General features: G+C 74.7%; 20 protein-coding genes. 10 read left to right on the top strand and 10 right to left on the bottom strand.

The genetic code is table 11. From position 1 onward, the window contains the following. Positions 1 to 73 precede the first annotated feature (73 nt). Positions 74 to 2,182 (bottom strand): MMPL family transporter, encoded by a 2,109-nt coding sequence (locus tag ACQP12_RS24880; RefSeq protein ID WP_433282430.1) that lies wholly within the window; start codon positions 2,180 to 2,182, stop codon positions 74 to 76. Between the two features lie 151 nt (positions 2,183 to 2,333). On the opposite strand from ACQP12_RS24880, the gene ACQP12_RS24875 reads away from it, so the two are divergent. Beyond that, the gene (locus ACQP12_RS24875; protein WP_433282428.1) at positions 2,334 to 3,632 is read left to right on the top strand and encodes a sensor histidine kinase; all 1,299 of its coding nucleotides are present in this window, start codon (positions 2,334 to 2,336) and stop codon (positions 3,630 to 3,632) included. Beyond that, a complete protein-coding gene (locus ACQP12_RS24870; RefSeq protein ID WP_433282426.1) occupies positions 3,584 to 4,258 on the top strand; it encodes a LuxR C-terminal-related transcriptional regulator in 675 nt (224 codons plus the stop codon). The genes ACQP12_RS24875 and ACQP12_RS24870 overlap by 49 nt, the downstream gene beginning before the upstream one ends. A 6-nt stretch (positions 4,259 to 4,264) precedes the next feature. Here the strand turns inward: ACQP12_RS24870 and ACQP12_RS24865 are convergent, their stop codons facing one another. The 5 genes from ACQP12_RS24865 to ACQP12_RS24845 form a co-directional block, all read right to left on the bottom strand. Further along, on the bottom strand, positions 4,265 to 5,953 hold the full coding sequence (locus tag ACQP12_RS24865; protein WP_433289433.1) for a putative bifunctional diguanylate cyclase/phosphodiesterase: 1,689 nt from the start codon (positions 5,951 to 5,953) through the stop codon (positions 4,265 to 4,267). Positions 5,954 to 6,041: 88 nt separating this feature from the next. Beyond that, positions 6,042 to 6,854 carry an SAM-dependent methyltransferase gene (locus tag ACQP12_RS24860; protein WP_433282424.1) on the bottom strand — a complete coding sequence of 271 codons (813 nt, stop codon included), beginning with the start codon at positions 6,852 to 6,854 and terminating at the stop codon, positions 6,042 to 6,044. Positions 6,855 to 7,063: 209 nt separating this feature from the next. Further along, positions 7,064 to 7,732, bottom strand: coding sequence for a response regulator transcription factor (locus tag ACQP12_RS24855; RefSeq protein WP_007072219.1), 669 nt, complete (start codon positions 7,730 to 7,732; stop codon positions 7,064 to 7,066). Positions 7,733 to 7,739: 7 nt separating this feature from the next. Continuing rightward, a complete protein-coding gene (locus tag ACQP12_RS24850; RefSeq protein WP_433282422.1) occupies positions 7,740 to 9,431 on the bottom strand; it encodes a sensor histidine kinase in 1,692 nt (563 codons plus the stop codon). Positions 9,432 to 9,445: 14 nt separating this feature from the next. Continuing rightward, complete coding sequence (locus ACQP12_RS24845) at positions 9,446 to 11,251, bottom strand: AMP-dependent synthetase/ligase (protein WP_433282420.1); 1,806 nt, start codon at positions 11,249 to 11,251, stop codon at positions 9,446 to 9,448. A gap of 188 nt (positions 11,252 to 11,439) precedes the next feature. On the opposite strand from ACQP12_RS24845, the gene ACQP12_RS24840 reads away from it, so the two are divergent. From ACQP12_RS24840 to ACQP12_RS24815, 6 genes are all read left to right on the top strand, one after another. Beyond that, positions 11,440 to 11,895, top strand: coding sequence for an SRPBCC family protein (locus ACQP12_RS24840; protein ID WP_357939787.1), 456 nt, complete (start codon positions 11,440 to 11,442; stop codon positions 11,893 to 11,895). Positions 11,896 to 11,936: 41 nt separating this feature from the next. Next, complete coding sequence (locus ACQP12_RS24835) at positions 11,937 to 12,572, top strand: hypothetical protein (protein WP_433282418.1); 636 nt, start codon at positions 11,937 to 11,939, stop codon at positions 12,570 to 12,572. 70 nt (positions 12,573 to 12,642) lie between these two features. Next, the gene (locus tag ACQP12_RS24830; protein WP_433282416.1) at positions 12,643 to 13,590 is read left to right on the top strand and encodes an ROK family glucokinase; all 948 of its coding nucleotides are present in this window, start codon (positions 12,643 to 12,645) and stop codon (positions 13,588 to 13,590) included. Between the two features lies 1 nt (position 13,591). Next, positions 13,592 to 14,293, top strand: a complete 702-nt coding sequence (locus ACQP12_RS24825; RefSeq protein ID WP_433282414.1) for an endonuclease/exonuclease/phosphatase family protein — start codon at positions 13,592 to 13,594, stop codon at positions 14,291 to 14,293. A gap of 106 nt (positions 14,294 to 14,399) precedes the next feature. Beyond that, positions 14,400 to 15,803, top strand: coding sequence for a flavin-containing monooxygenase (locus ACQP12_RS24820; protein ID WP_357939796.1), 1,404 nt, complete (start codon positions 14,400 to 14,402; stop codon positions 15,801 to 15,803). 11 nt (positions 15,804 to 15,814) lie between these two features. After that, positions 15,815 to 16,624, top strand: a complete 810-nt coding sequence (locus tag ACQP12_RS24815; RefSeq protein ID WP_433289431.1) for an alpha/beta hydrolase — start codon at positions 15,815 to 15,817, stop codon at positions 16,622 to 16,624. Between the two features lie 13 nt (positions 16,625 to 16,637). On the opposite strand, the gene ACQP12_RS24810 is transcribed toward ACQP12_RS24815, so the two are convergent. Further along, a complete protein-coding gene (locus ACQP12_RS24810) occupies positions 16,638 to 18,056 on the bottom strand; it encodes an alpha,alpha-trehalose-phosphate synthase (UDP-forming) (RefSeq protein ID WP_433282412.1) in 1,419 nt (472 codons plus the stop codon). 173 nt (positions 18,057 to 18,229) lie between these two features. Beyond that, a complete protein-coding gene (locus ACQP12_RS24805; RefSeq protein ID WP_433282410.1) occupies positions 18,230 to 19,075 on the bottom strand; it encodes a DUF308 domain-containing protein in 846 nt (281 codons plus the stop codon). Between the two features lie 195 nt (positions 19,076 to 19,270). Between ACQP12_RS24805 and ACQP12_RS24800 the strand changes: the two genes are divergently transcribed. After that, entirely contained in the window at positions 19,271 to 19,966 is a 696-nt protein-coding gene (locus ACQP12_RS24800) for a lysophospholipid acyltransferase family protein (RefSeq protein ID WP_357939802.1), read from the top strand. 2 nt (positions 19,967 to 19,968) lie between these two features. On the opposite strand, the gene ACQP12_RS24795 is transcribed toward ACQP12_RS24800, so the two are convergent. Further along, entirely contained in the window at positions 19,969 to 23,442 is a 3,474-nt protein-coding gene (locus ACQP12_RS24795; RefSeq protein ID WP_433289428.1) for an ATP-binding protein, read from the bottom strand. Positions 23,443 to 23,581: 139 nt separating this feature from the next. Here ACQP12_RS24795 and ACQP12_RS24790 point away from each other — a divergent pair, with 139 nt between their 5' ends. Further along, a complete protein-coding gene (locus ACQP12_RS24790; RefSeq protein WP_151461220.1) occupies positions 23,582 to 23,815 on the top strand; it encodes a hypothetical protein in 234 nt (77 codons plus the stop codon). Between the two features lie 55 nt (positions 23,816 to 23,870). Here the strand turns inward: ACQP12_RS24790 and ACQP12_RS24785 are convergent, their stop codons facing one another. Next, positions 23,871 to 25,085 carry an MFS transporter gene (locus tag ACQP12_RS24785; protein WP_433282407.1) on the bottom strand — a complete coding sequence of 405 codons (1,215 nt, stop codon included), beginning with the start codon at positions 25,083 to 25,085 and terminating at the stop codon, positions 23,871 to 23,873. Positions 25,086 to 25,212 lie beyond the last annotated feature (127 nt).

Below are 25,212 nucleotides of genomic sequence, written 5' to 3'. Positions count from 1 at the left end.
CCGGAGCGGCGGCTCAGGTCCGAACCCGGCGGCCCCGGCGTCGTGCCGGGGCCGCCGGTGAGAAGCGGGTGGGTCAGGTGCGGGCCAGGGCGGGCTCCGCCGGTGCCGGTTGCGGCGACCGCCGGGCGAGCCGGCCCGGCCACCAGGTGCGCGCCCCGAGGTCCAGGGTCAGCGCCGGGATCAGCAGGCTGCGCACCAGCAGGGTGTCGAGCAGGATGCCGAGCGCCACGATGACGCCCATCTGCACCGACGGCACCAGCGGCAGCACCAGCAGCGCGCCGAAGGTGGCGGCCAGCACCACGCCCGCGCTGGTGATCACCCCGCCGGTGACGGTGAGCGCGCGCAGGACGCCCGGCCGGTGCCCGATCCGCGCGACCTCCTCGCGGGCCCGGGTCATCAGGAAGATCGTGTAGTCGACACCGAGCGCCACGAGGAACAGGAACGCCTGCAACGGGACCCCGACGAAGAGCCGCCGGTGGCCCAGGGCGTCGAGCACCAGCCCGGCCGCCCCCATGGCGGCCGCGTAGGACAGCACCACGCTGGCCATCAGCAGCAGCGGCGCGACCAGCGACCGGAGCAGCAGCACCAGGATGACCAGGACGACCGCGAGCACCAGCGGGATGACCACCCGGTTGTCCCGGTTCACCGTGCGCTCCTCGTCGAGCACCGTGGCGGTCCGCCCGCCGACCAGGGCCCGCGCGTCGGGCACCGCGTGCACGGCGGTCCGCAGCCGGGTCACCGTGTCCCGGGCGTCGTCGCTGTCCGGCGCGCCGGCGAGCACGGCCGGCACCCGGACCCACCGGCCGTCCGCCGAGCGCTCCGGCGCGCCCACCTCGGCGACGCCCGGCACCGCGCGGGCGGCGGCCACCACCCGGTCGGCCGTACCGGCGGCGGCCAGGATCTCGGCGGGCGCGGCCGAGCCGCCCGGGAAGTGGGCGGCGATCAGCCGCTGCCCGGCGACCGAACCGACCTCGGTGGTGAACGACTCGTCGTCGGGCAGGCCCAGGCCGAGGTTGCCGATGCCCAGGGTCAGCGCGGCCAGCGCGGCGGCGGTGCCGAGCCAGACCGCCCGGGGCCGGCCGGCGACCAGGCCGGCGATCCGCCGCCACACCCCGTGGTCGGCGGCGCGGTCCCGGGTGTCGGCGCCGGGGGTGTACCGGGGCACGAACGGCCAGAACAGCCACCGGCCGCACAGCACCAGCACGGCCGGCAGCAGGGTGGTCATGGCCAGCAGCGCCGCCGCGATGCCGACCGCGCCGACCGGGCCCAGGCCGCGGGTGGACGGCAGGTCGGCCGCGAGCAGGCAGAGCAGTCCGATCGCGACGGTCGCCGCCGAGGCGCAGACCGCGCCGGCGGAGCGGCGTAGCGCGACCGCCATGGCGGCGTGCCGGTCGGCGTGCCGGCGCAGCTCCTCCCGGTAGCGGGCGATGAGCAGCAGGGCGTAGTCCACGCCGACGCCGAAGACCAGCACGGTGAGGATGGTCTGGCTCTGGAAGTCGACGGCCAGCCCGGCGTGTTTGGCCAGCAGGTAGACCACCGCCCCGGCGAGCTGGTTGGCCACGGCCACCGCGACGAGCGGGATCAGCCACAGCACCGGGCTGCGGTAGGTGATCAGCAGGAGCAGGGCGACGGTGAGCGCGGTGGCCAGCAGCAGCGCGCCGTCCATTCCGGAGAACGCGTCGAAGACGTCGTGCTCGGCGGCCGCATCCCCGGTGAGCGCGGTCCGCAGGCCAGGTGGCGCGCGGTCGGCCAGCCGGTCCTTGAGCGCGTCGACGGCCTCGGCGCGCCGCTCGTCGTCGAGGCTGACCGGCAGGGACAGCAGCAGCGCCCGGCCGTCGGCGGCGGCCACCGGCGGGGACACCGCGCCGCCGTCGGCGTACGCGGCGAAGGCGGCCCGGTCGGCCTCGACCCGGGCCCGGTCGGCCGGGGTGAGGCCGCTGTCGCGGACGTAGACGGCGATCGCGAGGGGGTGGCGCGAGTCGGGGAAGGCCGCCTCGGCCCGTTGCGCCGCCCGGCTGCTCTCGGCGCCGGCCGGCAGCGCGCCGAGTGTCGAGTTGTCCTGGACCTCGCCGAGCTTCACGGCGAGCGGGCCGGCCGCCACGAGCAGCGCCAGCCAGAACAGGAGGACCGCGTACTTGCCGCGGCGGCCGGCGGGCAGGCCGGCCAGGCGTTGTGGGGACATCCGAGTTCCCTTTCGTCGTCACGGTTGCGGGGTCGGTGACCCCGCCTTCGATCCTTCGGTCCGGTCGCGCGCGGGTCAGGGGTGTCAGCGCGCCGGCCGGGGTGGTGCCAGCACCACCGATCGGTGGCGGCCGGTGCCGCAGAATGAGTCCGTGGACGGCGTACGCGGACTGCTCCGCACCTGGATCCGGCCCGGCGCGGTCACCGCCGCCCAGGGGCTGCTGATCGCCCTGCTGTCGTTGAGCACGCACGTCGCGCTCTTCGTGCTGTCGCTGGTGTCGCTGTTGCTGATCCCGGTGTTCGGCGTGGGGTTCGCGCTGTTCCCGGTGGCCACCGCGCTGGTCCGGCTGTGCGCCGGCCTGCACCGCCGGCTGGCCCGTTGGGGCGGGGTCGAGATGGTCACCCCCTACCTGCCGGCGCCGGCGGGGGCGCAGTTCGGCACGTGGCGGCGGTTCCGCTGGGTGGTGAGTGACCCGGCCACCTGGCGCGACCTGTCCTGGCTGCTGCCCGGCGCGGTCACCGGTGCGGTGTGCCTGGCCGCCTTCGCCCTGCCGCTGTACGGCCTGGAGGGGATGCTCGGGCTCCCGCTGGTGCTGCACCTGACCGTCGGCTTCGGCTACGGCCCGTTCTGGCCGATCGACAACCTGGCCGAGGCGCTGCTCTGCATCCCGCTGGGGGCGCTGTTCCTGGTCGGCGGGCTGGCCGCCGGGCGCTGGCTGGTCTGGCTGCACCTGGCCTTCGCCCGGTTCTTCCTGCCGCCGACCCGCACGGCCGAGCTGGCGCTGCGGGTCCGCCAGCTCACCGTCACCCGGGCCGACACGGTGGACGCGCAGGCCGCCGAGCTGCGGCGGATCGAGCGGGACCTGCACGACGGCGCCCAGGCCCGGATCGTCGCGCTGAGCATGAGCATCGGCCTGGCCGAGCAGCTCGTGGGGGACGACCCGGAGGCGGTGCGGCGGCTGCTCGCCGAGGCGCGGGAGACCAGCGGGCAGGCGCTGGCCGAGCTGCGCGGGCTGGTCCGCGGCATCCACCCGCCGGTGCTCGCCGAGCGCGGCCTGGCGGGCGCGGTACGCGCGCTGGCGCTGGCCGTGCCCATGCCGGTGGCGGTGACCGTCGACCTGCCGGGCCGCCCGGCCGCACCGGTGGAGTCCGCCGCGTACTTCGCGGTGGCCGAGGGACTGGCGAACGTGAGCAAGCACAGCGGGGCGTCCCGGGCCTGGGTGGAGCTGGGTCACACCGACGGGCGGCTGACCATCGTGGTCGGTGACGACGGTCGGGGCGGGGCCGACGCGGCGGCGGGCAGCGGCCTGGCGGGGATGGGGCGCCGGCTGGCCGCGTTCGATGGGACGATGGTGGTGACCAGTCCGGCCGGTGGGCCCACCGTCATCAGCATGGAGCTGCCGTGCGAGTTGTCATCGCCGAGGATCTCGCCCTCCTCCGGGACGGGCTGATCCGCATCCTGGAGGCGTTCGGCTGCCAGGTGGTCGCGGCCGTCGACAACGGGCCGTCGGTGCTGCCGGCGCTGACCGTGCACCGCCCGGACGTCGCCGTGCTCGACGTCCGGTTGCCACCCACCTTCACCGACGAGGGGTTGCAGGCCGCCATCCGCGCTCGCGCCGAGATCCCCGGGCTGCCGATCCTCGTGCTGTCCCAGCACGTCGAGCAGCTCTACGCCCGGGAGCTGCTCTCCGACCGGCTCGGCGGGGTGGGCTACCTGCTCAAGGACCGGGTGTCCCACGTGGACCAGTTCATCGACGCGGTGCGCCGGGTGGCCGGTGGCGGCACGGTCATGGACCCGGAGGTGATCGCCCAGCTGCTGGCGAGTCGGTCCGGGGCGGGGCCGCTGGACGAGCTGACCGCCCGGGAGCGGGAGGTGCTCGGCCTGATGGCCGAGGGCCGGTCCAACGCGGCGGTGGCGGCCCGGCTCTTCGTCACCGAGAAGGCGGTCAACAAGCACATCAACAACATCTTCAGCAAGCTGCGGATGCCGCCGTCCGGCGACGACAACCGGCGGGTGCTGGCCGTGCTGGCCTACCTGCACGGTGAGGACGGCCGCCGGCCGCGCACCCCGGCCTGACCGGGCTCAGGAGGCGGTGTCGGTCAGGACGGGGGAGCGGTCCAGGTGCGGCCCGGCCGGTCCCGGACGGCCGAAGTGCCAGCCCTGCCCGGCGTCGCAGCCGATCGCGCGCAGCCGGTCCGCCTGGTCGGCCGTCTCCACCCCCTCGGCGGTGACGGTCAGGCCGAGGGCGTGCGCCAGGGAGACCAGCGAGGCGAGGATGCGCTCGTCGGTGCGGCTGCCCGGGTCGCCGGCCGGGGCGCGCAGCCCGGCCACGAACTCGCCGGCCACCTTCAGCTCGCTCACCGGCAGGTCCCGCAGGTACGCCAGGTTGCAGTAGCCGGTGCCGAAGTCGTCGATGGCCACCCGGACGCCGAGGTCGGCCAGCACCCGCAGGGCGCGGACCGGCTCGGCCACGGTGCTCATCATGGTGCTTTCGGTGATCTCCAGCTGCAGCCGTTCGGCGGGCAGGCCGGTGCGCCCCAGCACCCCCTGCACCTCCTGGACCAGGCCGGGCCGGTGCAGCTGGCGGACGGCGAGGTTGACGCTGACGAACGGCGCGCCGGCCGGCCCGGCCGCCCAGGTGCCCGCCTCGCGGCACGCCTCGGCCAGCACCCAGCTGCCGAGCTGGACGATCAGGCCGGTCTCCTCGGCCAGCGGGATGAAGCTGTCCGGGCGGAGCACGCCCAGCTCCGGGTGGCGCCAGCGGACCAGCGCCTCCATGCCCACCACCCGGCCGTCGCGCAGCCCGGTCAGCGGCTGGTAGTCGAGGTAGAACTCGCCCCGGTCCAGCGCGGCGGGGATCGCCGCGGAGAGGGCGTACCGGGCCAGGTCCCGGCGGTTGCGGTCGGCGTCGAACAGCGACCAGCGGGCCCCGCCGGCCGCCTTGGCCCAGTGCAGGGTGCTGTCGGCGGCGCGCATGAGCTCCAGCGGGGAGGTGCCGGCCACCGGCCGTTCCACGATGCCGACGCTGGCCGACACGGTCAGCTCGTGCCCGTCGACCAGCGCCGGCTCGCTCACCGCGGCCAGGGCCGCCTCGGCCACCTTCACCACGTCCTCGGTGCAGCCGGTGCGCTCGACCAGGATGACGAACTCGTCGCCGCCCAGCCGGGCCACCAGGTGCTCGCCGAGCGCCCGGCGCAGCCGCCGCGCCACCGACACCAGCAGCGAGTCGCCGACCTGGTGGCCGAGGGAGTCGTTGACCACTTTGAACCGGTCCAGGTCGAGGAAGCAGACCCCGATCCGGTCGGCGCCCCGCCCGGGCGCGGTGATGGCGGCGGTGAGCCGCTCGGTGAACAGCGTGCGGTTGGGCAGGTCGGTCAGCGGGTCGTGGGTGGCCTGGTGCCGGAACCGGGCCTCGCTGTCGCGCAGCGCGCGTTCGGCCGTCGCCCGGGCCATCATGGCGGCCCGCCGGATGGCCTCCTGCTCATCCAGCGTGCGGTCGCGCAGGGCGCGGGCGTATCCGGTGGCGACGGTGGCCAGCAGCCGGGCCATCCGGTCCTCGACGTCGTCGACGGCCAGGTCGAGATCGCGGACGAGGCGGAGCTGGATCACCTCGATGGTGCGGCCGAGCCCCTCCGCGGAGGCGATGTGCGACTGCACCAGCTCGGCGCCGACCTGCTGGCCGATCCGCAGGTCGAACGGGTCGGCGCGCAGCGCCAGCGCCAGCCGCTCGGTGAGCCGCTGGAGCAGCGCCTCGAGCTGGGCCTGGGTCATCGGCAGGTAACTGGTCCCGGAGACCGCCTTGGCCCAGGCCCGGGCGAAGGCGCCGGGCCGGGAGCGGGTGGTGGCGGTGGCCCCGTCGTCACCCACCGAGCCGCCCGACGCCACCCATGAAGACCGCCTGCGCGGCGTTCTCCGCGTGCTCCGGGGCGTCCGGCCGCCACTGCGGCACCCAGACCACGCCCGGGTCCACCAGCTCGAAGCCGGCGAACAGCGCGGTCAGCTCGGCCCGGCTGCGGATGAACAGCTGGTTGTCGGTGCGCCGGTAGACCCGCTCGGCCTCGGCCCGCTCGCCGGTGCCGGCCCGGCCGTCGTCGCTGGCCTGCGACATGACCAGGTAGCTGCCGGGGGCCAGGTCCGCGCGCAGTGTCCGCAGGAACTCCTCCGGGCGGTCCGCGTCGGGGATGAAGTGCAGCACCGCCACGATCATCACGGCGACCGGCTGGGAGAAGTCCAGCAGCCGGAGGACGTCCGGGTGGCGGAGGATCGCCTCCGGCCGGCGCAGGTCCTCCTGGACGACCGCGGCCCGGTCGTTGCCGGCCAGGATCTCCTGGCTGTGCGCCACCGCGACCGGGTCGACGTCGACGTAGACCACCCGGGACCCCGGGTCGATCCGCTGGGCGATCTCGTGCACGTTGCCCACGGTCGGGATGCCGGAGCCGATGTCGAGGAACTGGCGTACGCCGGCGTCGGCCAGGAACTGCACCGCGCGGCGGAGGAAGGCCCGGTTGGCCTGGGCCATCAGCGGGGCCTCCGGCACCGCCTCGACCATGGCCCGGGCGGCGGCCCGGTCGGCCGCGAAGTTGTGCGAGCCGCCGAGGTAGTAGTCGTACATGCGGGCCACGCTGGGGCGCTCGATGTCGATGGTCTCGGGTGCCCAGTCCGGCCGCTGCATGCGCTTACCCCTTTGTGTCGGCGACGCGCGGGGGTCACCGCCGCGCGGATCACCCGGGTATTCTGCCCGCCCGCCGTCGCGGTGCAAAGACCACCGTCGCTCCGTTTCCGGCCCCTCACCGTACGCGGTCGCTGGGTGTCCGGAATGCCGGAGAGGCCCGCGTCCGGGGTGCGGACGGGGCCTCTCCGGCGTCGAGCTGGCGGGACGCGTCAGAACTTCGGCGCGTCCGGGGCCTCCAGCAGCCCCAGGCGCAGCGCGGTCATCAGCGCCTGGGCGCGGTTGGCGGCGCCGAGCTTCTCGTAGAGCTTCGAGATGTGCGTCTTGGCGGTCGACTCGCTGACGAACAGCTGCTTGGCGATGCCGGCGACGCTCATGCCGTCGGCCAGCAGCCGCAGCACCTGGCCCTCGCGCGGCGAGAGCTGCGGGCCGGACGGGGCCAGCCGCCGCTTCATCGCCTCGGCCAGGTCGGCCGCCGTGAACGCGCTGGGGGAGGAGGCGGCGTGCCGGGCGGCGGCCACCACCTCGTCGGCCGGGGCGGTCTTCGGCACGAACGCGCTCGCCCCCGCCTCCAGGGCGCCGAAGAGCTGGTCGTCGCCGGCGTACATGGTGAGCACCACGATCCCCATGGACGCGCTGGACTTGCGCAGGGCGCGGGTGGCCTCCAGGCCGCTGCCGTCGGGCAGCCGCAGGTCCATGATCACGACGTCCGGCTGGAGCGCGCCGGCCTGGCGCACACCCTCCGCGGCCGTGGCGGCCTCGCCCACGACCTCGAACTGCCGGTCCCGCTCGAAGGCGTGCCGCAGACCCTTGCGGATCAGGTCGTGATCGTCGACAAGGAGAACCTTGGTCCGGGTGGCCGGTGTCGGGCTAGTGGTCATCCTCGGGTTACTCCCCTTCTCCTGCTTCGCTGCCGCGCACCCTACCGCGCCGGGGCGAGGAGCCGAGTACCACCGCCACGGTCGTGCCGCTGGGTTGCCGCGGCCTGATCTCCAACCGGCCCCGGATACGTTCCGCCCTCTCGGCCATGATCGCAAGACCATAGTGCCCGTCGGGGCGCTGGTCACCGATGCCGTGACCGTCATCCGACACTTCGATCTGCGCGTACGGGGGGTCCACCTCGCAGGTGACCCACAGGTTCGCCGCCCCGGCGTGCTTGCGCGCGTTGGTGACCGCCTCCTGCGCGATGCGCAGCAACTCGGCCTCGGTGGCGGCGGGCAGCCGGGCGGTGGACTCGTCCAGGGACAGGTGCACCCGCAGGCCGCCGGAGGCGCCGACGGTCCGGGCGTACTCGGCGATGGCGGCGGCCAGGCCGCCGTGCCGGTCCACCTCGCTGCGCAGCTCGAACAGGCTCAACCGCAGCTCGGTGATCACCCGGGTGACCTCCTGGCGCAGCGTGCGCAGCGAGTCGGCGGTCTCCTCGGCGTCGTCGTGCACGGTGGCGAGGGCGTTGTCGATGCCGTACCCGACCATCACCAGCTCCTGGGCGACCCCGTCGTGGATCTCCCGGGCCAGCCGTTGCCGCTCCTCGTTGGTGGCCAGCGAGCGCACCTCGTCGAAGAGCAGCGCGGCCTCCAGGCGCAGCGCGGCCGGGCCGGTCAGCGCGGTCACCCGGGACACCACCGGCGGCGGGTACGCGTGCGCGGCGTCCGCCTCGACGACCACGAGGCCGACCGTGCGCACCCCGGCGACCAGCGGCACGATCAGCGCCGAGACCTCGCCGGAGGCCCGGGAGCGGGCCTGCGAGCGGGCCGAGGTGGTCGGCTGCTGGCTGGCCCAGGCGTCGGCGATGGCCGAGTCCGCGTCGAGCGTGGTCTCCCAGTCCACCCGGTCCGCGCCGATCTGGGCGAGCACCACGAGCCGGCCGCCGCCGCTGGCCGACAGCACCGCGCCCCGGTCGGTCTTCGCGACCACCCGCAGCTCCTCCAGCAGGTGCTCGGAGATGCCGCCCGGGTCGAGGGTGGCGCCGGGAAGCTGGCGGGCGACCGTGCGCAGCTGGGTGAGCAGCCGGGTGGCCTCCGCGTACGGCTGGGGCTTGCCCTCGCCGCGGACCCGCAGCACCCGCTGGAGCATGCCGGCGGTGTAGAGGCCGAGGCCGGCCAGGATCAGCCACTGCGCGCAGACCGCCAGGTAGCCGGGCTGGCCGAGCTGCGGCTCCCCGCCCACCTCGGTGAAGGCCGCGCTGACCACCAGCGTGGCCGCCGCGACCACGAGCAGCGCCGCGCCCTCGCGGAACCGGCGGCGCAGGGCGGTCACGGTGACCGGCACGGCGAGGTACGGCAGCACGGCCGAGGCGCCCAGCCCGCCGGTGACCCCGGTGAGGTGGGTGTCGGCGGCGACCTGGCTGGCCGCCAGCCCGAGGACCACCACCTCGGCGAAGCGGCTGATCGGGGCGAGCAGGCCGTGCTGGGGGGCCAGCACGGCGGGCAGCCCGGCGACGCCGAGCAGGGCGATCCACCACAGCTGGGCGGCGTCGCCGGTGGCGAACAGGGTCAGGGCGGCGACCAGCGCGAGGAGGACCACGCGCGCCGCCGCCGCGAGGGGCTGCGTCTGCGGCTGGCTGGGTGTCGAGGCGGGCACGTGACGGATGGTAGTCAGCCCCGGTAGATGTCCGCGATCTCCGCCGCGTACGTCTTGTGGACGACCTGCCGCTTGACCTTGAGCGAGGGGGTCAGCTCGCCGGTCGCCTCGGTGAAGTCCTGCGGCAGGATCCGGAACACCTTGATGGCCTCGGCCTTGGAAACCGACTGGTTGGCCTGGTCGATCGCGGTCTGCACCTCGGCCCGCAGCGCCTCGTTCCCGCGCAGGTCGACCACGCTGGTGTCCTCCGGGAGGCCGTGCGCGGCCAGCCACTTCGGCAGCGCCTCCTCGTCGACGGTGACCAGCGCCGCGATGAACGGCTGCCGGTCGCCGACCACCAGGCACTGGCTGACGAGCGGGTGCGCCCGCACCTGGTCCTCCAGCACCGCCGGGGCGACGTTCTTGCCGCCCGCGGTCACGATGATCTCCTTCTTGCGGCCGGTGATGCTGAGGAAGCCGTCCTCGTCGAGCTGCCCCAGGTCGCCGGTGCGGAACCAGCCGTCGGCGCTCAGCGCCTCGGCGGTGGCCGCCTCGTTGTGCCAGTAACCCCGGAAGACGATCTCCCCGGAGATCAGGACCTCGCCGTCGTCGTCGATCCGGATGGTGACGCCGGGCAGCGGCCGGCCGACCGTGCCCATCCGGGTGTGCCCGGGCAGGTTCGCGGCGGCGGCCGGCGCGGTCTCGGTGAGGCCGTAGCCCTCGCAGATGGTGACCCCGATGCCGCGGAAGAAGTGCCCGAGCCGGGTGCCGAGCGGGGCGCCGCCGGAGATCGCGTCGCGGCAGCGACCGCCCATCGCGGCCCGCAGCTTGCGGTAGACCAGCTTGTCGAAGACCGCCTGCTGGGCGCGCAGGCCCAGGCTCGGCCCGTCGGGGGTCTCCAGGGCCTCGCTGTAGGCGATGGCGACCTTCTCGGCCCGGTCGAAGATCTTGCCCTTCCCGTCGGCCTCGGCCTTCTGCCGCGCGCCGTTGTAGACCTTCTCGAAGACCCGGGGTACGGAGAGCACGAACGTCGGCTTGAACTCCTGCAGCTCGCCGACCAGGTTCTTGGTGTCCGAGCAGTGCGCCATGGTGGCCCGGGCCTGCACGACGCCGACCTGGATGAGCCGGGCGAAGGCGTGCGCCAGCGGGAGGAAGAGCAGGGTGGAGGCGCCCTGGCGGAACAGGTTCGGCAGCACCGGCACGGCGTTGGCGATGTCGGCGTAGATGTTGCGGTGGGTCAGCACGCAGCCCTTGGGGCGGCCGGTGGTGCCGCTGGTGTAGATGATGGTGGCGACGTCGTCGGCCTTGAGCGTCGAGCGGCGTACCTCGACGTCGGCCGGGTCGACCGCCGCGCCGGCGGCGACCAGCTCGTCCACCGCGCCCAGGTCGATCTGCCAGACCTCGCGCAGCTCGGGCAGCCGGTCGCGGACCCCGGCGACCAGGGTGGCGTGCCCGGTGCTCTCCACCACCACGGCGACCGCGCCGGAGTCGGAGAGGATCCAGGCGGCCTGTTCGGCGCTGGAGGTCTCGTAGATCGGCACGGTGACCGCGCCCGCGGCCCAGATCGCGTAGTCGAACAGGGTCCACTCGTAGCGGGTGCGGCTCATCAGCCCGACCCGGTCACCGGGCGCCACGCCGGCCGCGACCAGGCCGCGGGCGACCGCGACGACCTCGTCGCGGAACTGCCGGCAGGTCACGTCGATCCAGGCGCCGCCGGTGCCCTCGGCGCGCCGGACGAACTGCACGGCGTCGGGGGCGACCTCGGCGTTGTCCCAGACCGGGTCGGTCAGGTTGGCCGCGTCGCCGACGGTGACGATCGGCGGAACGGAGAACTCGCGCACCTGCACTCCCTCGTGCTCGCACTGGCCGGGCCGGCCGTGGTCGGCTTTGTCGCAACCTACCCGCCCGCTCCCGCCGAGCGGGCAGGGAGGTTCCCCGCCCGGCTGGTGGGACACGACCCCGCCGGGCACGCCGCGACGGGCGGGGGTCAAGCGGCGCGGGCCGGTCCGCCGCCGGGTAGCCTCCCCCCATGGCGGACTCCTCCACCCAGTCGATCGTCGTCGGCGCGTCACCGGACCGGGTGGCGGCGGTCATCTGCGACTTCCCCCGCTACCCGGAGTGGGCCGAGGCGGTGCGGCGGGCCGAGGTGATCGAGGAGTACGAGGACGGTTACGCCAGCCAGGTCCGGTTCACCATCGACGCGGGCGTGATGGCCGACGAGTACGTGCTGGCCTACGAGTACGCCGAGGACATCTCCCGGATCGAGTGGCACCTGGTGGCGCCCTCGAAGATGCAGAAGTCCCAGCGCGGGTCGTACGACCTCGTCGACAACCCGGACGGAACGACCACGGTGACCTACACCCTTGAGGTGGAGCTGTCCGTGGGGATGCTCGGCATGTTTCGCCGCAAGGCCGAGAAAATGATCATGGATGCGGCGTTGAAGCAGCTCAAGCGCCGGGTAGAAGCACTCGGTGCGGCTGACTGACCCGACCGTCGTCCCGGTTGTCACGGTGAAGGAGCCGAACCATGGGCACCACTGATCCGGGTTCGGCCCGGGAAGAGGCCGAGCGCCTCGTCGCCATGCTGCTGGCCAGCGCGAAGCTGGCCGCCGCCACGCCCGGCTCCGGTCCCTGGGGCCCGCTGGGTGGGATCCTCTCGGGTGTCCTCGGTCACACCCCGGGCGGGGAATCGTCCACCGCGCCCGGCGCCGGCCCGCGGTTCGCCACCGGCTCACCCGAGTGCTGTGTCTGCCCGGTCTGCCGGGGTATCGCGGCGTTGCGCGACCCGAGTCCGGAATTCGCCGAGCGGCTCGCGACCGGCGCCGGCGACCTGGCCGCCGGGGTGGCCAGCCTGCTGCGCGCGTTCACCCCGGCCGAGCCGGCCGGGCCGGGTGGTCCCACGGCGGCCGGCGGCTCCGACGGGGCGGCCACCGGAACCGCGACGGGGGACCGCGTGTGGCGCGAGGCGACCCGCACCGGGCATGATTCTCAGCCGGCACCCGAGCAGGACGTGTGGTCCGCCGCCACCCGGGGGGAGGGCGCGGCCGATCCCGACGGGCCGGACGTGCCGGCGTCGAGCCGGCCGCCGGCCGGCCGTCCCGTGGTGCCCGCCTCGCGGACGTCCGGCGAGGTGGGCGAGGACGCACCAGGCGACGGGGCCTGAGCACCGGACATCCCGGATCGCACGGCCGGTTCGGCCGCGCCGGGCAGCACAGCAGAGGGGAGTGGCAGCGGTGACGCTGACCATCGGAGTCGACGTCGGTGGCACGAAGGTGGCCGGCGGTGTCGTGGACGACACCGGCAAGGTTCTCGTGCAGGCCCGACGGGACACCCCCGCCGACGACGTGGCCAAGACCCGCGACGTCATCACCGAGCTGGTCACCGAGCTGGCCGTCGGCCGGACCGTCGACGCGGTCGGCATCGGCGCGGCCGGCTGGATCGACGCCTCCCGCTCCACCGTGCTCTTCGCCCCCAACCTCGCCTGGCGGGACGAGCCGCTGCGCGACTACGTCAGCAACGCCACCGGCCTGCCGGTGGTCGTGGAGAACGACGGCAACGTCGCGGCCTGGGCCGAGTTCCGCTACGGCGCGGCCCGGGACGCCGATGACTCGATGGTCATGTTCACCATCGGCACCGGGGTGGGCGGCGGGATCGTGCTCGGCGGCGAGCTGGTCCGCGGCGCCCACGGCATCGCGGCCGAGCTGGGGCACATGCTCACCGTGCCGGACGGCCACCAGTGCGGCTGCGGCCGGCTCGGCTGCATCGAGCAGTACGCCAGCGGCAGCGCCCTGGTCCGCTTCGCCCGCGCCGCCGCCCGCCAGGAGCCGCACCGGGCCACCGCCCTGCTGGAGCTGGCCGGCGGCGAGGCCGAGGGGATCACCGGGCCGATGGTGACCGCCGCCGCGAAGGGCGGCGACCCGGTCTCCACCGAGGCGTTCGCCCAGGTCGGCCGCTGGCTCGGCACCAGCCTCGCCGACATGGCGCAGATCCTCGACCCGCAGGTGCTGGTGGTCGGCGGCGGCGTGATCGACGCCGGCGACCTGCTGCTCGGCCCGACCCGCCGGTCGTTCACCGACGCCCTGGCCCAGCGCAGCCGCCTGCCCGTCGCCGAGGTGCGCCCGGCCGAGCTGGGCAACACCGCGGGCGTCATCGGCGCCGCCGACCTGGCCCGGCGGATCTGACGTGGCCGCGGCAGGCGTGCCGCTGCGGGTGCTCTCCTACAACATCCACAGCCAGCGGGACGACACCGCGGCGTTGGCCGAGGTGGTGCGGGAGGCCGAGCCGGACGTGGTGATCGTCCAGGAGGGGCCGCGGCGGTTCCGGTGGCGGCAGAAGTGCGCGACGCTGGCCGACTCGTTCGGGCTGGTCGTCGCGGCCGGCGGCCTGCCGTCGCTGGGCAACGTGCTGCTCACCAGCCTGCGTGTCCGGGTGACGGCCACCCGCTGCCAGCGCTACCCGCTGACCCCGGGGCGGCACCTGCGCGGCGCCGCGTACGCCGAGTGCCTCGTGGGTGGCGCCCGGTTCCTGCTGGCCGGCTCCCACCTCTCCACGGACCCGGCGGAGCGTCCCGCCCAGGCGGCCGCGTTCAAGCGGGAACTGGCCGCCGCGACGCTGCCCGTGGTGGCCGGCGCCGACCTGAACGAGGGGCCGGACGGGGCGGCGTGGCGGACCGTCGCGGAGGGACTGACCGACGCGGCCGTGGCCGCCGACCGGGCCGACCGGCACACCTTCTCCTGCGCCGACCCGCGGCGGCGCATCGACGCCCTCTTCGTCGACCCCCGGATCACGGTGGTCGACTACGACGTCGTGGACACCCCGCGTACCCGCCGGGCCAGCGACCACTTCCCGGTCCTGGTCGACCTGCTGCTGCCCGCCGGCGACTGAGCCCCCGCCCGCCACGGCCGGCCCGTGGGGGCTGGACAACGGCGGGCATTGTCGGCAGGATTTCGCACCGACCCGGCACTCGTGCCGCACAAAAGGAGATTCCCCGGTGTCCTCCTCCACCGACCTCGGCCGTCCCGATCCGGACCCGGCGGTCGCCCCGACCCGGGACGGCCGTCCGGTCTCCGACCGGGGCGACACCGTCTGCGTCATCGGCGCCGGGGCCAGCGGCCTCACCGCCGTGAAGAACCTCCGCGAGGCCGGCTTCGGCGTGGACTGCTACGAGCGGGAGACCGGCGTCGGCGGGGCGTGGAACTGGCGGCACGACCGCAGCCCGGTCTACGCCAGCACGCACCTCATCTCGTCCCGGCCGTTCACCCAGTTCCCGGACTTCCCGATGCCGGACGACTGGCCGGACTACCCGCACCACGCCCAGCTGCTGTCCTACTTCGAGCGCTACGCCGACCACTTCGACCTGCGCCAGCACGTCTGGTTCGGCACCGAGGTGGTGCGGGTGGAGCCGGTCGAGGGGGACCGGTGGGACGTCACCACCCGCAGCACCGGCGGCTACGGCCCGGAGCGCACCTCCCGCTACGCCGCCGTGGTGCTGGCCAACGGGCACAACTGGTCGCCGAAGCTGCCCCGCTACGAGGGGTTGGAGCAGTTCCGCGGCGAGGTCATGCACGCCTCGTCCTACAAGGACCCGGCGCAGCTGCGCGGCAAGCGGGTGCTGGTGGTCGGCGCCGGCAACACCGGCTGCGACATCGCGGTCGAGGCGGCCCAGCAGGCGTCCCGCTGCTGGCACTCCACCCGCCGCGGCTACTGGTACGCCCCGAAGTACGTCTTCGGCCGCCCCGCCGACCAGGTCAACGACACCCTGCTCGCGCTGCGGGTGCCGCTGCGGGTGCGGCAGTGGCTCTACCACTGGACGCTGCGGCTCACCGTCGGCGACCTGACCCGGTTCGGCCTGCCCCGGCCCGACCACCGGGTCTACGAGACCCACCCGATCGCCAACAGCCAGCTCGTCTACTACGTGGGCCACGGCGAGGTCACCCCGGTGCCGGACATCGCGCGGTTCGGCGACCGCACGGTCGAGCTGGCCGACGGCCGCGAGATCGACCCCGAGCTGGTCGTCTTCGCCACCGGCTACCTGCCGCGCTTCGAGTTCCTGGAGGGCCGGGTGCTCGGCGACGCCGACGGCTCGGGGCGGCCCCGGCTCTGGCTGAACGCGTTCGCCGCCGGCCACCCCACCCTGGCCGTGGTGGGCCTGGTGCAGCCCGACTCCGGCATCTTCCCCATCTCGCACTGGCAGAGCGTGCTCTTCGCCCGGCTGCTCACCCTGCGCGCCACCCGCCCCGACCGGGCCGCCGCGTTCGGCCGCAAGGTCACCGCCGGCCTCGGCGAGCGGTACTCGGGGAAGGTCAAGGACAGCACCCGGCACTGGTTCGAGGTCGGGCACGCCGACTACCTGCGCGCGCTCCAGCGGGCGCTCCACGACCTGGAGGGCAAGTGACTGCCGATCGCATGCGGGTCGTCCGGGGCTGGGAGTGGGCCCGTCCGGAGCGGCCGGCCCGCCGCGAGGTCGTCGCCGCGGTGCCCGAGCAGGACCAGGCGAAGCCTCCGCTGCTGTTCGTGCCCGGGTTCGGGCACGGGGCGTGGGCGTTCGCCGAGCACTGGCTGGGGCACGCCGCCGGCCGCGGCTTCCCGGCGTACGCGCTGAGCCTGCGCGGGCACGGCGGCAGCGAGCCGGCGCCGGGGGCGACGCTGCGGGCGTACACCCATGACGTGGTCCAGGTGGCGGCGAGCCTGCCGCGGCAGGCGGTGCTGGTGGGGCACGGCGCCGGTGCCCGGGTGGTCGCGCACGCGCTCGCCCGCTACCCGGCCCGGGCGGCGGTGCTGGTGGCGCCGGTGCTCGGCGGCTGGGGCACCCTCGGCACGGCGCTGCGCCGCAACCCCGCCGGCACCGTGCCCGCGGTGTTCGGCGCCGGGCTGCGCCTGAACCGCCGGCAGCTGTTCAGCCGGGAACTGCCCGACGCCGACGCGCGCCGGCACCTCGCCCGGCTGGGCCGGGCCGGCCGCCGGGCGCAGTGGCAGCTGCTCACCGGGCGGCAGCCGGAGCCGGCGGTGGGCCGCCCACCGGTGCTGGTGCTGGGCAGCCCCGACGACCGGGTGGTGCCGCCGGCCGCGCTGACCCGGGCGGCCCGCCGCTACGCCTCGGCCCCGCTGCTGTTTCCCGGCATGGGGCACGACCTGATGCTCGACGCCCGCTGGCGGGAGCCGGTCGACGCGATCCTCGACTGGCTGGAGAAGGACCCGGCGCCCGCCCACGCGTGAGCGCGGGCGCGGGTCACTCGGTGCCGGTGAGCCGGGTGACCAGCGACCCGCTCTCGTCCAGGGCGCGCAGGTAGGACCTGGCCCAGGCGTGGATGTCGTTGCGGCCCAGGTGCTCCCGCATGGCCCGCATCCGGGCCGCGACGTCCTCGGGCGCCGCCCGTAGGGCGGCCAGCAGCGCGGCCTTGAGCCCGTCCAGGTCGTGCGGGTTGACCAGGTACGCCTCCTCCAGCTCGGCGGCCGCCCCGGCGAACTCGCTGAGCAGCAGCGCCCCGGTGCCGTCGACCCGGGCGGCCACGTACTCCTTGGCCACCAGGTTCATCCCGTCCCGCAGCGGGGTCACCGCCATCACGTCGGCGATCCGGTAGAGGGCGACCAGCTCGGTGCGGTCGAAGGGCTGGCTGAGGTAGTGGATCGCCGGTTCGCCGACCCGGCCGAACTCGCCGTTGATCCGGCCGACCTGGTGCTCCACCCGGTCGCGGAGGATCTGGTACTGGGCCACCCGGTCCCGGCTGGGCACCACCACCTGCACGAGCACGGTGTCCCGGACCTTGACGTCCCCGCTGGTCAGCAGCTCGTGGTAGGCCTTGAGCCGCTGCTCGATGCCCTTGGTGTAGTCCATCCGGTCGACGCTGAGGATGACCCGCTCCGGGTCGCCGAGATCCTGACGCAGCCGCCGCGCCCGGTCGGCGATGTCGGGCCGGGCGGCGAGCGCACCCATCTCGGCGGCGTCGATGGAGACCGGGAACGCGCCGATCCGGACCACCCGCTCGCCGACGCCGATCCGCCGGTCGGTGGCGGGCAGGTCGAGCACCTTCGTCGCGAGCTGGGCGAAGTTGTGCGCGGCCTGGGCCCGCTGGAAGCCGATCAGGTCGGCGCCGAGCATCCCGCGCAGCAGCTCGGCCCGGCGGGGGAGCTGCATGAACAGCTCCGGCGGCGGGAACGGCACGTGCAGGAAGAAGCCGATCCGCAGGTCGGGACGGAGGTCGCGGAGCAGCCCCGGCACGAGCTGGAGGTGGTAGTCCTGCACCCAGACCAGGCCGCCGGGCTCCGCCACCTCGGCGGCGGCCTCGGCGAACCGCTGGTTGACCCGCTGGTACGCCTCCCACCAGCGCCGGTGGTACTCGGGCTGCTCGACGGCGTCGTGGTAGAGCGGCCAGAGGGTGGCGTTGGCGAAGCCCTCGTAGTGGTCGCGGAAGTCGTCGCCGTTGAGCGCGACGGCGCGCATCCGGACCCCGTCCACGTCGGGCAGGTGCGGGGCGGGGCCGGTGCCGCCGGCCCAGCCCACCCAGGTCGCCGGGGTGTGCCGGAGCAGGGGGTGCAGGGCGTTCATGAGGCCGCCGGGGCTGCGGCGCCACTCGAAGGCGCCGTCCGGCGCCACACTGTCGTCGATGGGGAGGCGGTTGGCCACCACCACGAGGGGACTCTGTCGCATCTCGGGCATTCCGATCTGCAGAGGACCGGCGACCGGAGGAGGCGCACGACCCGGACAGCCGGTGCGGGAAGTGACGTTCAGCGGTATTCCTACTGACAGTAAGTTACACCCCTGTTACGCGGTCGGCCCGGTACGCGCGTGTCCCGCCATGCGGGCGGCGGGTGCCCGCCGGGTCAGACGACCGCGCCGTCGTCCGGGTCGTGCTCGTCGGAGTCGCCGGGGCGCAGCCGCCAGATCAGCATCACGAAGCCGGCCAGGATGCCGGTGAAGCCGAGCAGGGTCACCACCGACGGGTCGACCACCGACAGCACGGTGGGCGACAGGAAGAGCAGGAACCCCACCACGATGCAGAGCACGCCCAGCACCGCGTACTTCGAGAAGCGCGGCAGCGGGGGCGGCGGTGGCGGGGTGAAGTGCTCCTCGTCCTCGTCGCCGGGCAGGTCGGCGCCGAAGGTGTCCAGGCCGTCCAGGAGCGAGGGCTCGTCCTGCCGCCCGCGGCTCAGCGAGACGCCGGAGACGTCCGCCGCGTAGGGCAGCCGGCGCACGTCGGTGGCGGTCGGGCCGGCGGTCTCCTCGGCGCGGCCCGGCGCGCCGCCGGCCGGGGTGGTCGGGTCCACCGGCTCGTCGACGTCCTCGGCGGCCGGCCAGGGGTGGCTGCCGGCGCTCGGCGCGGTGTGGAAACCGGCGACGATCTTCGCCCACTCGGCCTCGATGTCCGGCTCTTCGTCCCGGGCCGGCTCGCGGCCCTCCTCGTCGGTGAGCTGGGTGAGGTAGTCGCGGGCGGTGGTCAGGTGGGAGCGGTCGACGTAGAGCCGGTCGATCGGGCGGGACGGGACGGTGGTGGTGCGGGTCACCGGGTTGAGGTCGGCCGAGGGCTGGAGGTAGGCGGCGATCCCGCCCGCGGCGAGCACGTCGAGCAGGTGCTCACCGACGCGTGGATCGACGTCGCCCGCGACCGCGTACTCGGCCGCGTCGAGCCCGTTGTCCCGCCGTCCCCGACGGGGCCCACCCCCTGACACCGGACACCCCCTTCGCCGCATCGTCGTGCCCTGAATCCTGACACGTCGGGACCCGGTTCCGGGAGTGCGTTGTGGCGTGCCGCTCCCTGTTCGTACGCTCTTCCCCGACAGTCCCGCTCGCCGACGGCGCCCCGGGCACGGTCCCGGAGGCCCGGTGATCGTGGCCCGCCACCGCTCCCGCCTGGAAGGACCCCGGTGCTGTACTGGCTGCTGAAGTACATCATCCTCGGCCCGCTGCTGAGGTTGATCTTCCGCCCGCAGGTGGAGGGGCTGGAGAACGTCCCGGAGGCCGGCCCGGTGATCCTGGCCAGCAACCACCTCTCGTTCTCGGACTCGATCTTCACCCCGCTGATCGTCAAGCGAAAAGTTACATTCATCGCGAAAGCCGAATACTTCACCGGTAAGGGCCTCAAGGGCTGGCTGACCAAGATGTTCTTCGTCGGCTCCGGCACCATCCCGGTCGACCGCACCGGCGGGCGGGCGGCCCGCGCCGCCCTGGACACCCAGCTCGGGGTGCTGCGCTCCGGCGGCATCGCGGGCATCTATCCGGAGGGCACCCGCTCGCCCGACGGCCGGCTCTACCGGGGCAAGACCGGGGTGGCCCGGCTCGCCCTGGAGAGCGGCGCCCCGGTCGTGCCGATGGCCATGCTCAACTCCGACGCCATCCAGCCGACCGGTCAGATCATCCCCAACCTGGGCCGGGTGCGGATCCGCTTCGGCGCCCCGCTCGACTTCTCCCGCTACGCGGGGATGTCCGGCGACCGGTTCGTCGAGCGCGCCGTCACCGACGAGATCATGTACGAGCTCATGGAACTCTCCGGCCGCGAGTACGTGGACGTGTACGCGCAGAAGGCGAAGGCCCGGCCGCTCCGGGAGCCGGTGCCCGCCTGACGTCAGCCGGCCCCGGCGATCCGGAGCAGGCCGGCCGCGGCGTGCCGTTCCGCGAAGGCGCGCACCCGTCCGAGCCTCTCCGCGGCGGCCGCCGGATCGACCTCGGCCAGCGGCCCCACCGCGAGGGCGGCCGCGATGACGTGGTCGGTGGCGTCGGTCATCTCCGCGTAGCTCTCCGCCGCCGCGCTGAACAGGCTCGCGGCGCGCCGGGGGTCGCCGTCCCGTCGGGCCAGCGCCGCGTCGGCGGACCGGCCGGCCGCCCGCGCCCAGCGCGTCGTTCGTGGGGCGCGGGCCAGCAGGTCCCGCACCAGGAGCGCCGCGTCACCACCGAGCACCCCCGCCACGTGGCCGACCGCCGGCACCCACTCCGCGAACGGGATCATCCGGGTCCGCCGCCAGTCGGCGTCGAGTTCGGCGAGCAGCTCCAGCGCCTCGTCGCGCCGGCCCTGCACCGCCCGGCACAGCGCGGCGTGCGCCACCGTGGACCGCAGCACCCGGAGGAAGCCGCTGCGCCGGGCGGCGACCAGCGCCTGGTCCACCAGGTCGGCGCCGCCGTCCGTGCCGTCACCGGGGGGCGCGTCGCCCAGCGCGCGGATCCAGCCGGAGACCGCCACGATGTGCAGGTCCCATTCGTCGGTCGGGCGTCGGGTCGACCCCTCGGCCATCCGCAACGCCGCCGTCCAGTCCCCGCTGTAGTACGACCGGGTCCACTGGTCGGCGAAGCTGACCGTGAGGCCGTGCTCGCCGGCCAGGTCCAGCGACCGTTGCTCGTCGACGAGGCGGGCCGAGCCGGTCAGGTCGCCCTCCTCCTGCAACGCCCAGGCAAGGTTGTGCACCGCACGCCGGCGGCTGGTCAGCCGCTCCACCCGGCACTCCTCGGTCACCTCGGCGAGCTCGGCGTACGCCCCCTCGACGCCGGCCTGGTAGCGCGCCACCGCCAGGGTGATCCGGGCGTTCGCCCGCGCCTCACGCAGCTCCAGCCGCTCGGCCAGTTCGGCGGCGGCCCTGGCGGCGGCGCACGCGGGCTCGGCCTCCGCGTCGAGCATGTGCATCCGCGCCAGCTCCAGCAGGGCACCGACCTTGTCCTCGCTGTCCGGCAGCTCGGCGTGCAACCGGATCGCCCGGTCCAGGCAGCGCAGCGTCTCCGACCGGTCCGCCCGGGCCCACGCCGCGGTGGCCAGCAACCGCCACGCCTTCGCCGCGCCCGGCAGGTCGCCCGCACCCGCCAGCCGGTCCGCCAGGGAGGTGAGCAGATCGGAGCCCCCGCCCACCAGGAACCCGTCGCGGTCCCGGTAGAACGCCAGCTCCGCCTCGAACAGCTCCAGCGACGGATCCGGTCCGCACTCCACCGCCAGCGCGCGGCCGACCAGCGTGGCCGCGGTGTCCAGCGCGTGCAGCGCGTACGCCCGGCGGGCGGCCCGGTGCAGCGCGGTCCGGGTGGCCCGGGCGTACGGCGCCGGGTCCAGGCCGACCGTGCGGGCGATCTCGTGCGCCGACCACCGGTGGTTGGCCAGCACCTCGGCCAGGTCGTGCTGCCGTCCGTCGGCGAGCTGCTCGAGCCAGTCGGCGGTGCGCTGGTGCCGGGCTACCCGTTCCGCCCGGGGCAGTCGCTGGTAGCACACGTCCCGCACCAGGATGTGCCGGAACCGGTACTCGGGCTGGCCCGGCATGGTCGAGGCGGGCAGCTCGTAGACGAGGTCGCGGCGCTGGAGACGGTGCAGCGCCCGCTCCACCCACTCCCCGGGCCGGCCCAGGGCCAGGGCCACCGGCGCCGCCCAGAACTGCACACCCACGACCGAGGCCGCCTGGAGGACCGCCCGGTCGGCCGCGTCGAGCAGATCCAGCCGGTTGGCGATGACCGCCTGGACGGTACGCGGCATCCCCGTCCCGCCCATCGGGTCCAACGGCGGGAGGGCCGTCGTCCGGTCGACGAGCCCGCCGTCGAGCAGCATCCGCGCGTACTCCTGGGCGTACAGCGGATTGCCGTCGGCGAACTCGAGCAGCGGCCCGCGGGCCTCCTCCGGCAGGGTGGCGTGGCCGAGCAGCAGTGAGTAGAGGGTGTCGATGTCCCCGTCGTGCATGGGCGGCACCGAGATGGACATCGCGCCGCTGATCGTGCCCGTCCACGCCGGATGCCGCTCCCGCAGCTCCGGGCGGGCGGTCGCGATCACCAGCAGTGGCACGTTGCGGGCGGCCGCGCCGAGCTGCTCGACGAAGGAGAGCATCGTCTCGTCCGCCCAGTGCATGTCCTCGAAGACGAGCACCGTGGGGCCGGTCGTAGCCAGCGTGAGCAGGAACCGCCGCCACGCCGCCTCGGTCTCGGCGGAGGTGAGCCGCTCGCCGGACACGCCGACCAGCGGGCCCAACGCCTCGGCCAGCCGCGCCGCGTGCGGGTCGGCCAGCCGGCCCAGCCGGTCCCGCAGGCGTTCGCGCATGGCGGCGGGATCGTCGGAGTCGGGCAGCCCGATCCAGCTCCGGACGATGTCGGCCAGGGCGGCGTAGGTGACGTTCTCCCCGAACGGCGGGCAGTGGCCGATCAGCCAGGTCACCCGCGCGCCGGGCAGGTTCGCCGCGTGCCGGGCCAGCTCGCGCAGCAGCCGGCTCTTGCCCACCCCGGCCGGACCGAACACGGTCAGCAGCTGGGAGGTGCGCTCGGTGACGGTGCGGTGCAGCGCGCTGACCAGCAGGCCCCGCTCGTGGTCCCGGTCGACCATCGGGGTCAGCTCGGCGGTCTGTCCGTCGCGCCGGGGCCGGGCGCGGACGGCCAACCAGATCCGGGTGACCGCGGACCGCCCCCGCAGCGTGACGGGCGCCTGGTCGGCGTACTCCATCTCGTGCCGCGTGGCCGCCCAGGTGCTCTCGTCGACCACGACGCCGCCGGCGGGGGCCAACCCCTGCAACCGGGACGCGGTGTTGACCACGTCACCGGTGACGAACGCCTGGCCGCCGTCACGGGCGGCGGCCAGGTCGACCAGGGCCTCGCCGGTGGCGATGCCGACCCGGAAGCCGAGCGGCGGGTGCGGGCCGGCCGGCTGCCGGGCCAGGCTCCGTTGCAGCTCCAACGCCGCCCGTACGCACCGCAGCGCGTCGTTGTCCGTCGCCACGGGCGCCCCGAACAGCGCCATCACCGCGTCGCCGATGTACTTCTCGACCACACCGCCGTACTGGTGCACCAGCCGGCGCACCGTGCCGAAGTACGCCTGCTGGAGCCCGCGAGCCTGTTCCGGGTCGGCCCGTTCGGCGTAGGTGGTGAAGTCCACGATGTCGATGAAGAGCACGCTGACCTGCCGGCGGTCCTCCTGCACCGAGACGGCGTGGTCGCGCAACGGCTGGCCACAGTTGGTGCAGAAGTTCGCCTCGGCGTTGTTGGCGTGACCGCAGCCCGGGCAGGTCGCCGCGAGGGGCCGGCCGCAGCCGCCGCAGTAACGGTCGTCCGGCCCGGCGGTCCGGGAACAGTGTCCACAGGTGAGGTCGATGTCCAGCTCCGTACGCGTGAGGTCCCCATCGTCTCGCGCGACCGCGCAGTCGGGTACCCGACGGGTCGGCGGGACGTCACGGCTGATCGGCCGGGTCTAGTCTTCCGTACCAGGAAGTTCCGTCGACAGGGAGAGTGCCGTGCACGTCCGGCTGTCCGCCTCCTGGACCGATCCACGAGGGACGGTGTGGACGCCGGGAGACACGGTCGACGTCGACGCCGTCACCCTCGCCGAACTGGAGGAAAAGGGAATGGTAGAGCAGCCGGGCACGGGATCGACCGAGACCACGACGACCACACCGACCAAGGAGACCGACCCGAAGAAGATCGGCCCCGGCCCGAGCGCGCCGCCGGCCGACACCACGGGGAAGTGACGCCGACGATGGGGCCGGCGGTGACCCGCCGGCCCCATCGGCTGTCCACCGCGGCTCAGGCGACCGCCGCGACGTCGGACCGCCGCCGCACGCCGGCGCCGAGGGCGCGGGAGAGCAGCGGTACGACCAGCGCCAGCGTGGCGAGAATGCCGACCGCGGAGACGACCAGCAGCCAGCGGGGCCCGATCGCCCCGAGCAGTGACGCCCCGGCGAGGTATGCCAGCACCTCGGCCGCGTACGGGAACATGTAGACCGTCCCGAAGACCACGCCCAGCCGTTCGGCCGGCACGTTCTGCTGGATGAGGGTGTCCGCCGCCACGTGGTGCCAGCCGGCCCCCGCCCCGGCCAGGGCCTGCCCGAGCAGGGCGACCCCGATCGCCGGGCTCACTCCGGTGGCCAGCGTCCCCACGCCGAGAGCCAGCAGGGCCGAGTACAGCAGCAGGTCCATCCTGGTGCGACGGCCGGCCCGGGTGAGCAGTGCCGGCCCGGCCACCATGCCGACGCCGTACGCGGTGCCGAGCAGACCGATCATCACCTCGGTGGCGCCGAGTTCGGTCCGGCCCAGCGGGATCACCGCGAGGTTGTCCAGGGCCGCGAACGTCACCAGCACCAGGAACCCGATCGAGACGGCCCGGACGACGCCGCTGCCGCGCACGACCCGCAGCCCGGCGCCGAGCACCTGGCGGAACGGTTCGGTCCGGGACGCCGCCGGTGCGGAGAGCGGCCGTACCCCGCCGATCAGCAGCGCGGACAGCACGAAGGTGGCCGCGTCGACGAGCAGCGTCGTGGTCAGCCCGACCGTGGCCAGGAGCAGGCCGCCGATGGCGGGACCGGCGGCGAAGCCGATGTTCATGCCGACCGCGAGTTGCGCGTTGGCCGCCGGCAGCCGGTCCGCCTCGACGAGCCGGGGCAGCAGGCTGCGACCGGCCGGGGTGAAGGCGGTGGCCGCCACGGTCGCGGCCGTGACCGCCGCGAGCAGCACCGGCAGCGGCGGCATGACCAGCGCCACCGTCAGATAGAGCAGCGCCTGGGCGACGTCGCAGCAGACGATCAGCCGGCGCTGGTCGAACCGGTCGGCGAGCGCGCCGAGCAGCGGCCCGAGCAGTCGCGGCGCGGTCGTGGCCAGCAGCAGCAGGGCGACGGCGGTGCCCCCGTGCGTGTCGTACGCCGCGATCAGCAGGGCGGTGCGGGCGAGCTGGTCGCCGGCGTACGACACCAGGCGCGCCGACCAGTAACGACGAAAGGCGATATTGCCGCGGATCAGTGACATGCCCGTCAACTCCTCGCTCCGGCGGATCTGTCCGGTGGGGCCCCACGGCAGGGGCGTGCCGGGCAACCCTGGCAGCGGGCGTCGACGAAGGACAACGGCCCTTTGGGCAGTGGTTAGTATACATATG

The sequence above is a fragment of the Micromonospora sp. CA-244673 genome (assembly GCF_050948395.1).
Classification (GTDB): Bacteria; Actinomycetota; Actinomycetes; order Mycobacteriales; family Micromonosporaceae; genus Micromonospora.
Note: the sequence above shows the minus strand (reverse complement) of the source record. Positions and strands in the feature narration are given on the sequence as shown.

Coding starts and splice junctions, on each gene's coding strand:
- ACQP12_RS24880 (WP_433282430.1), bottom strand. CDS start 2,182: ATGTCCCCACAACGCCTGGCCGGCCTGCCCGCCGGCCGCCGCGGCAAG.
- ACQP12_RS24865 (WP_433289433.1), bottom strand. CDS start 5,953: ATGACCCAGGCCCAGCTCGAGGCGCTGCTCCAGCGGCTCACCGAGCGG.
- ACQP12_RS24860 (WP_433282424.1), bottom strand. CDS start 6,854: ATGCAGCGGCCGGACTGGGCACCCGAGACCATCGACATCGAGCGCCCC.
- ACQP12_RS24855 (WP_007072219.1), bottom strand. CDS start 7,732: ATGACCACTAGCCCGACACCGGCCACCCGGACCAAGGTTCTCCTTGTC.
- ACQP12_RS24840 (WP_357939787.1), top strand. CDS start 11,440: ATGGCGGACTCCTCCACCCAGTCGATCGTCGTCGGCGCGTCACCGGAC.
- ACQP12_RS24835 (WP_433282418.1), top strand. CDS start 11,937: ATGGGCACCACTGATCCGGGTTCGGCCCGGGAAGAGGCCGAGCGCCTC.
- ACQP12_RS24815 (WP_433289431.1), top strand. CDS start 15,815: ATGCGGGTCGTCCGGGGCTGGGAGTGGGCCCGTCCGGAGCGGCCGGCC.
- ACQP12_RS24810 (WP_433282412.1), bottom strand. CDS start 18,056: ATGCGACAGAGTCCCCTCGTGGTGGTGGCCAACCGCCTCCCCATCGAC.
- ACQP12_RS24785 (WP_433282407.1), bottom strand. CDS start 25,085: ATGTCACTGATCCGCGGCAATATCGCCTTTCGTCGTTACTGGTCGGCG.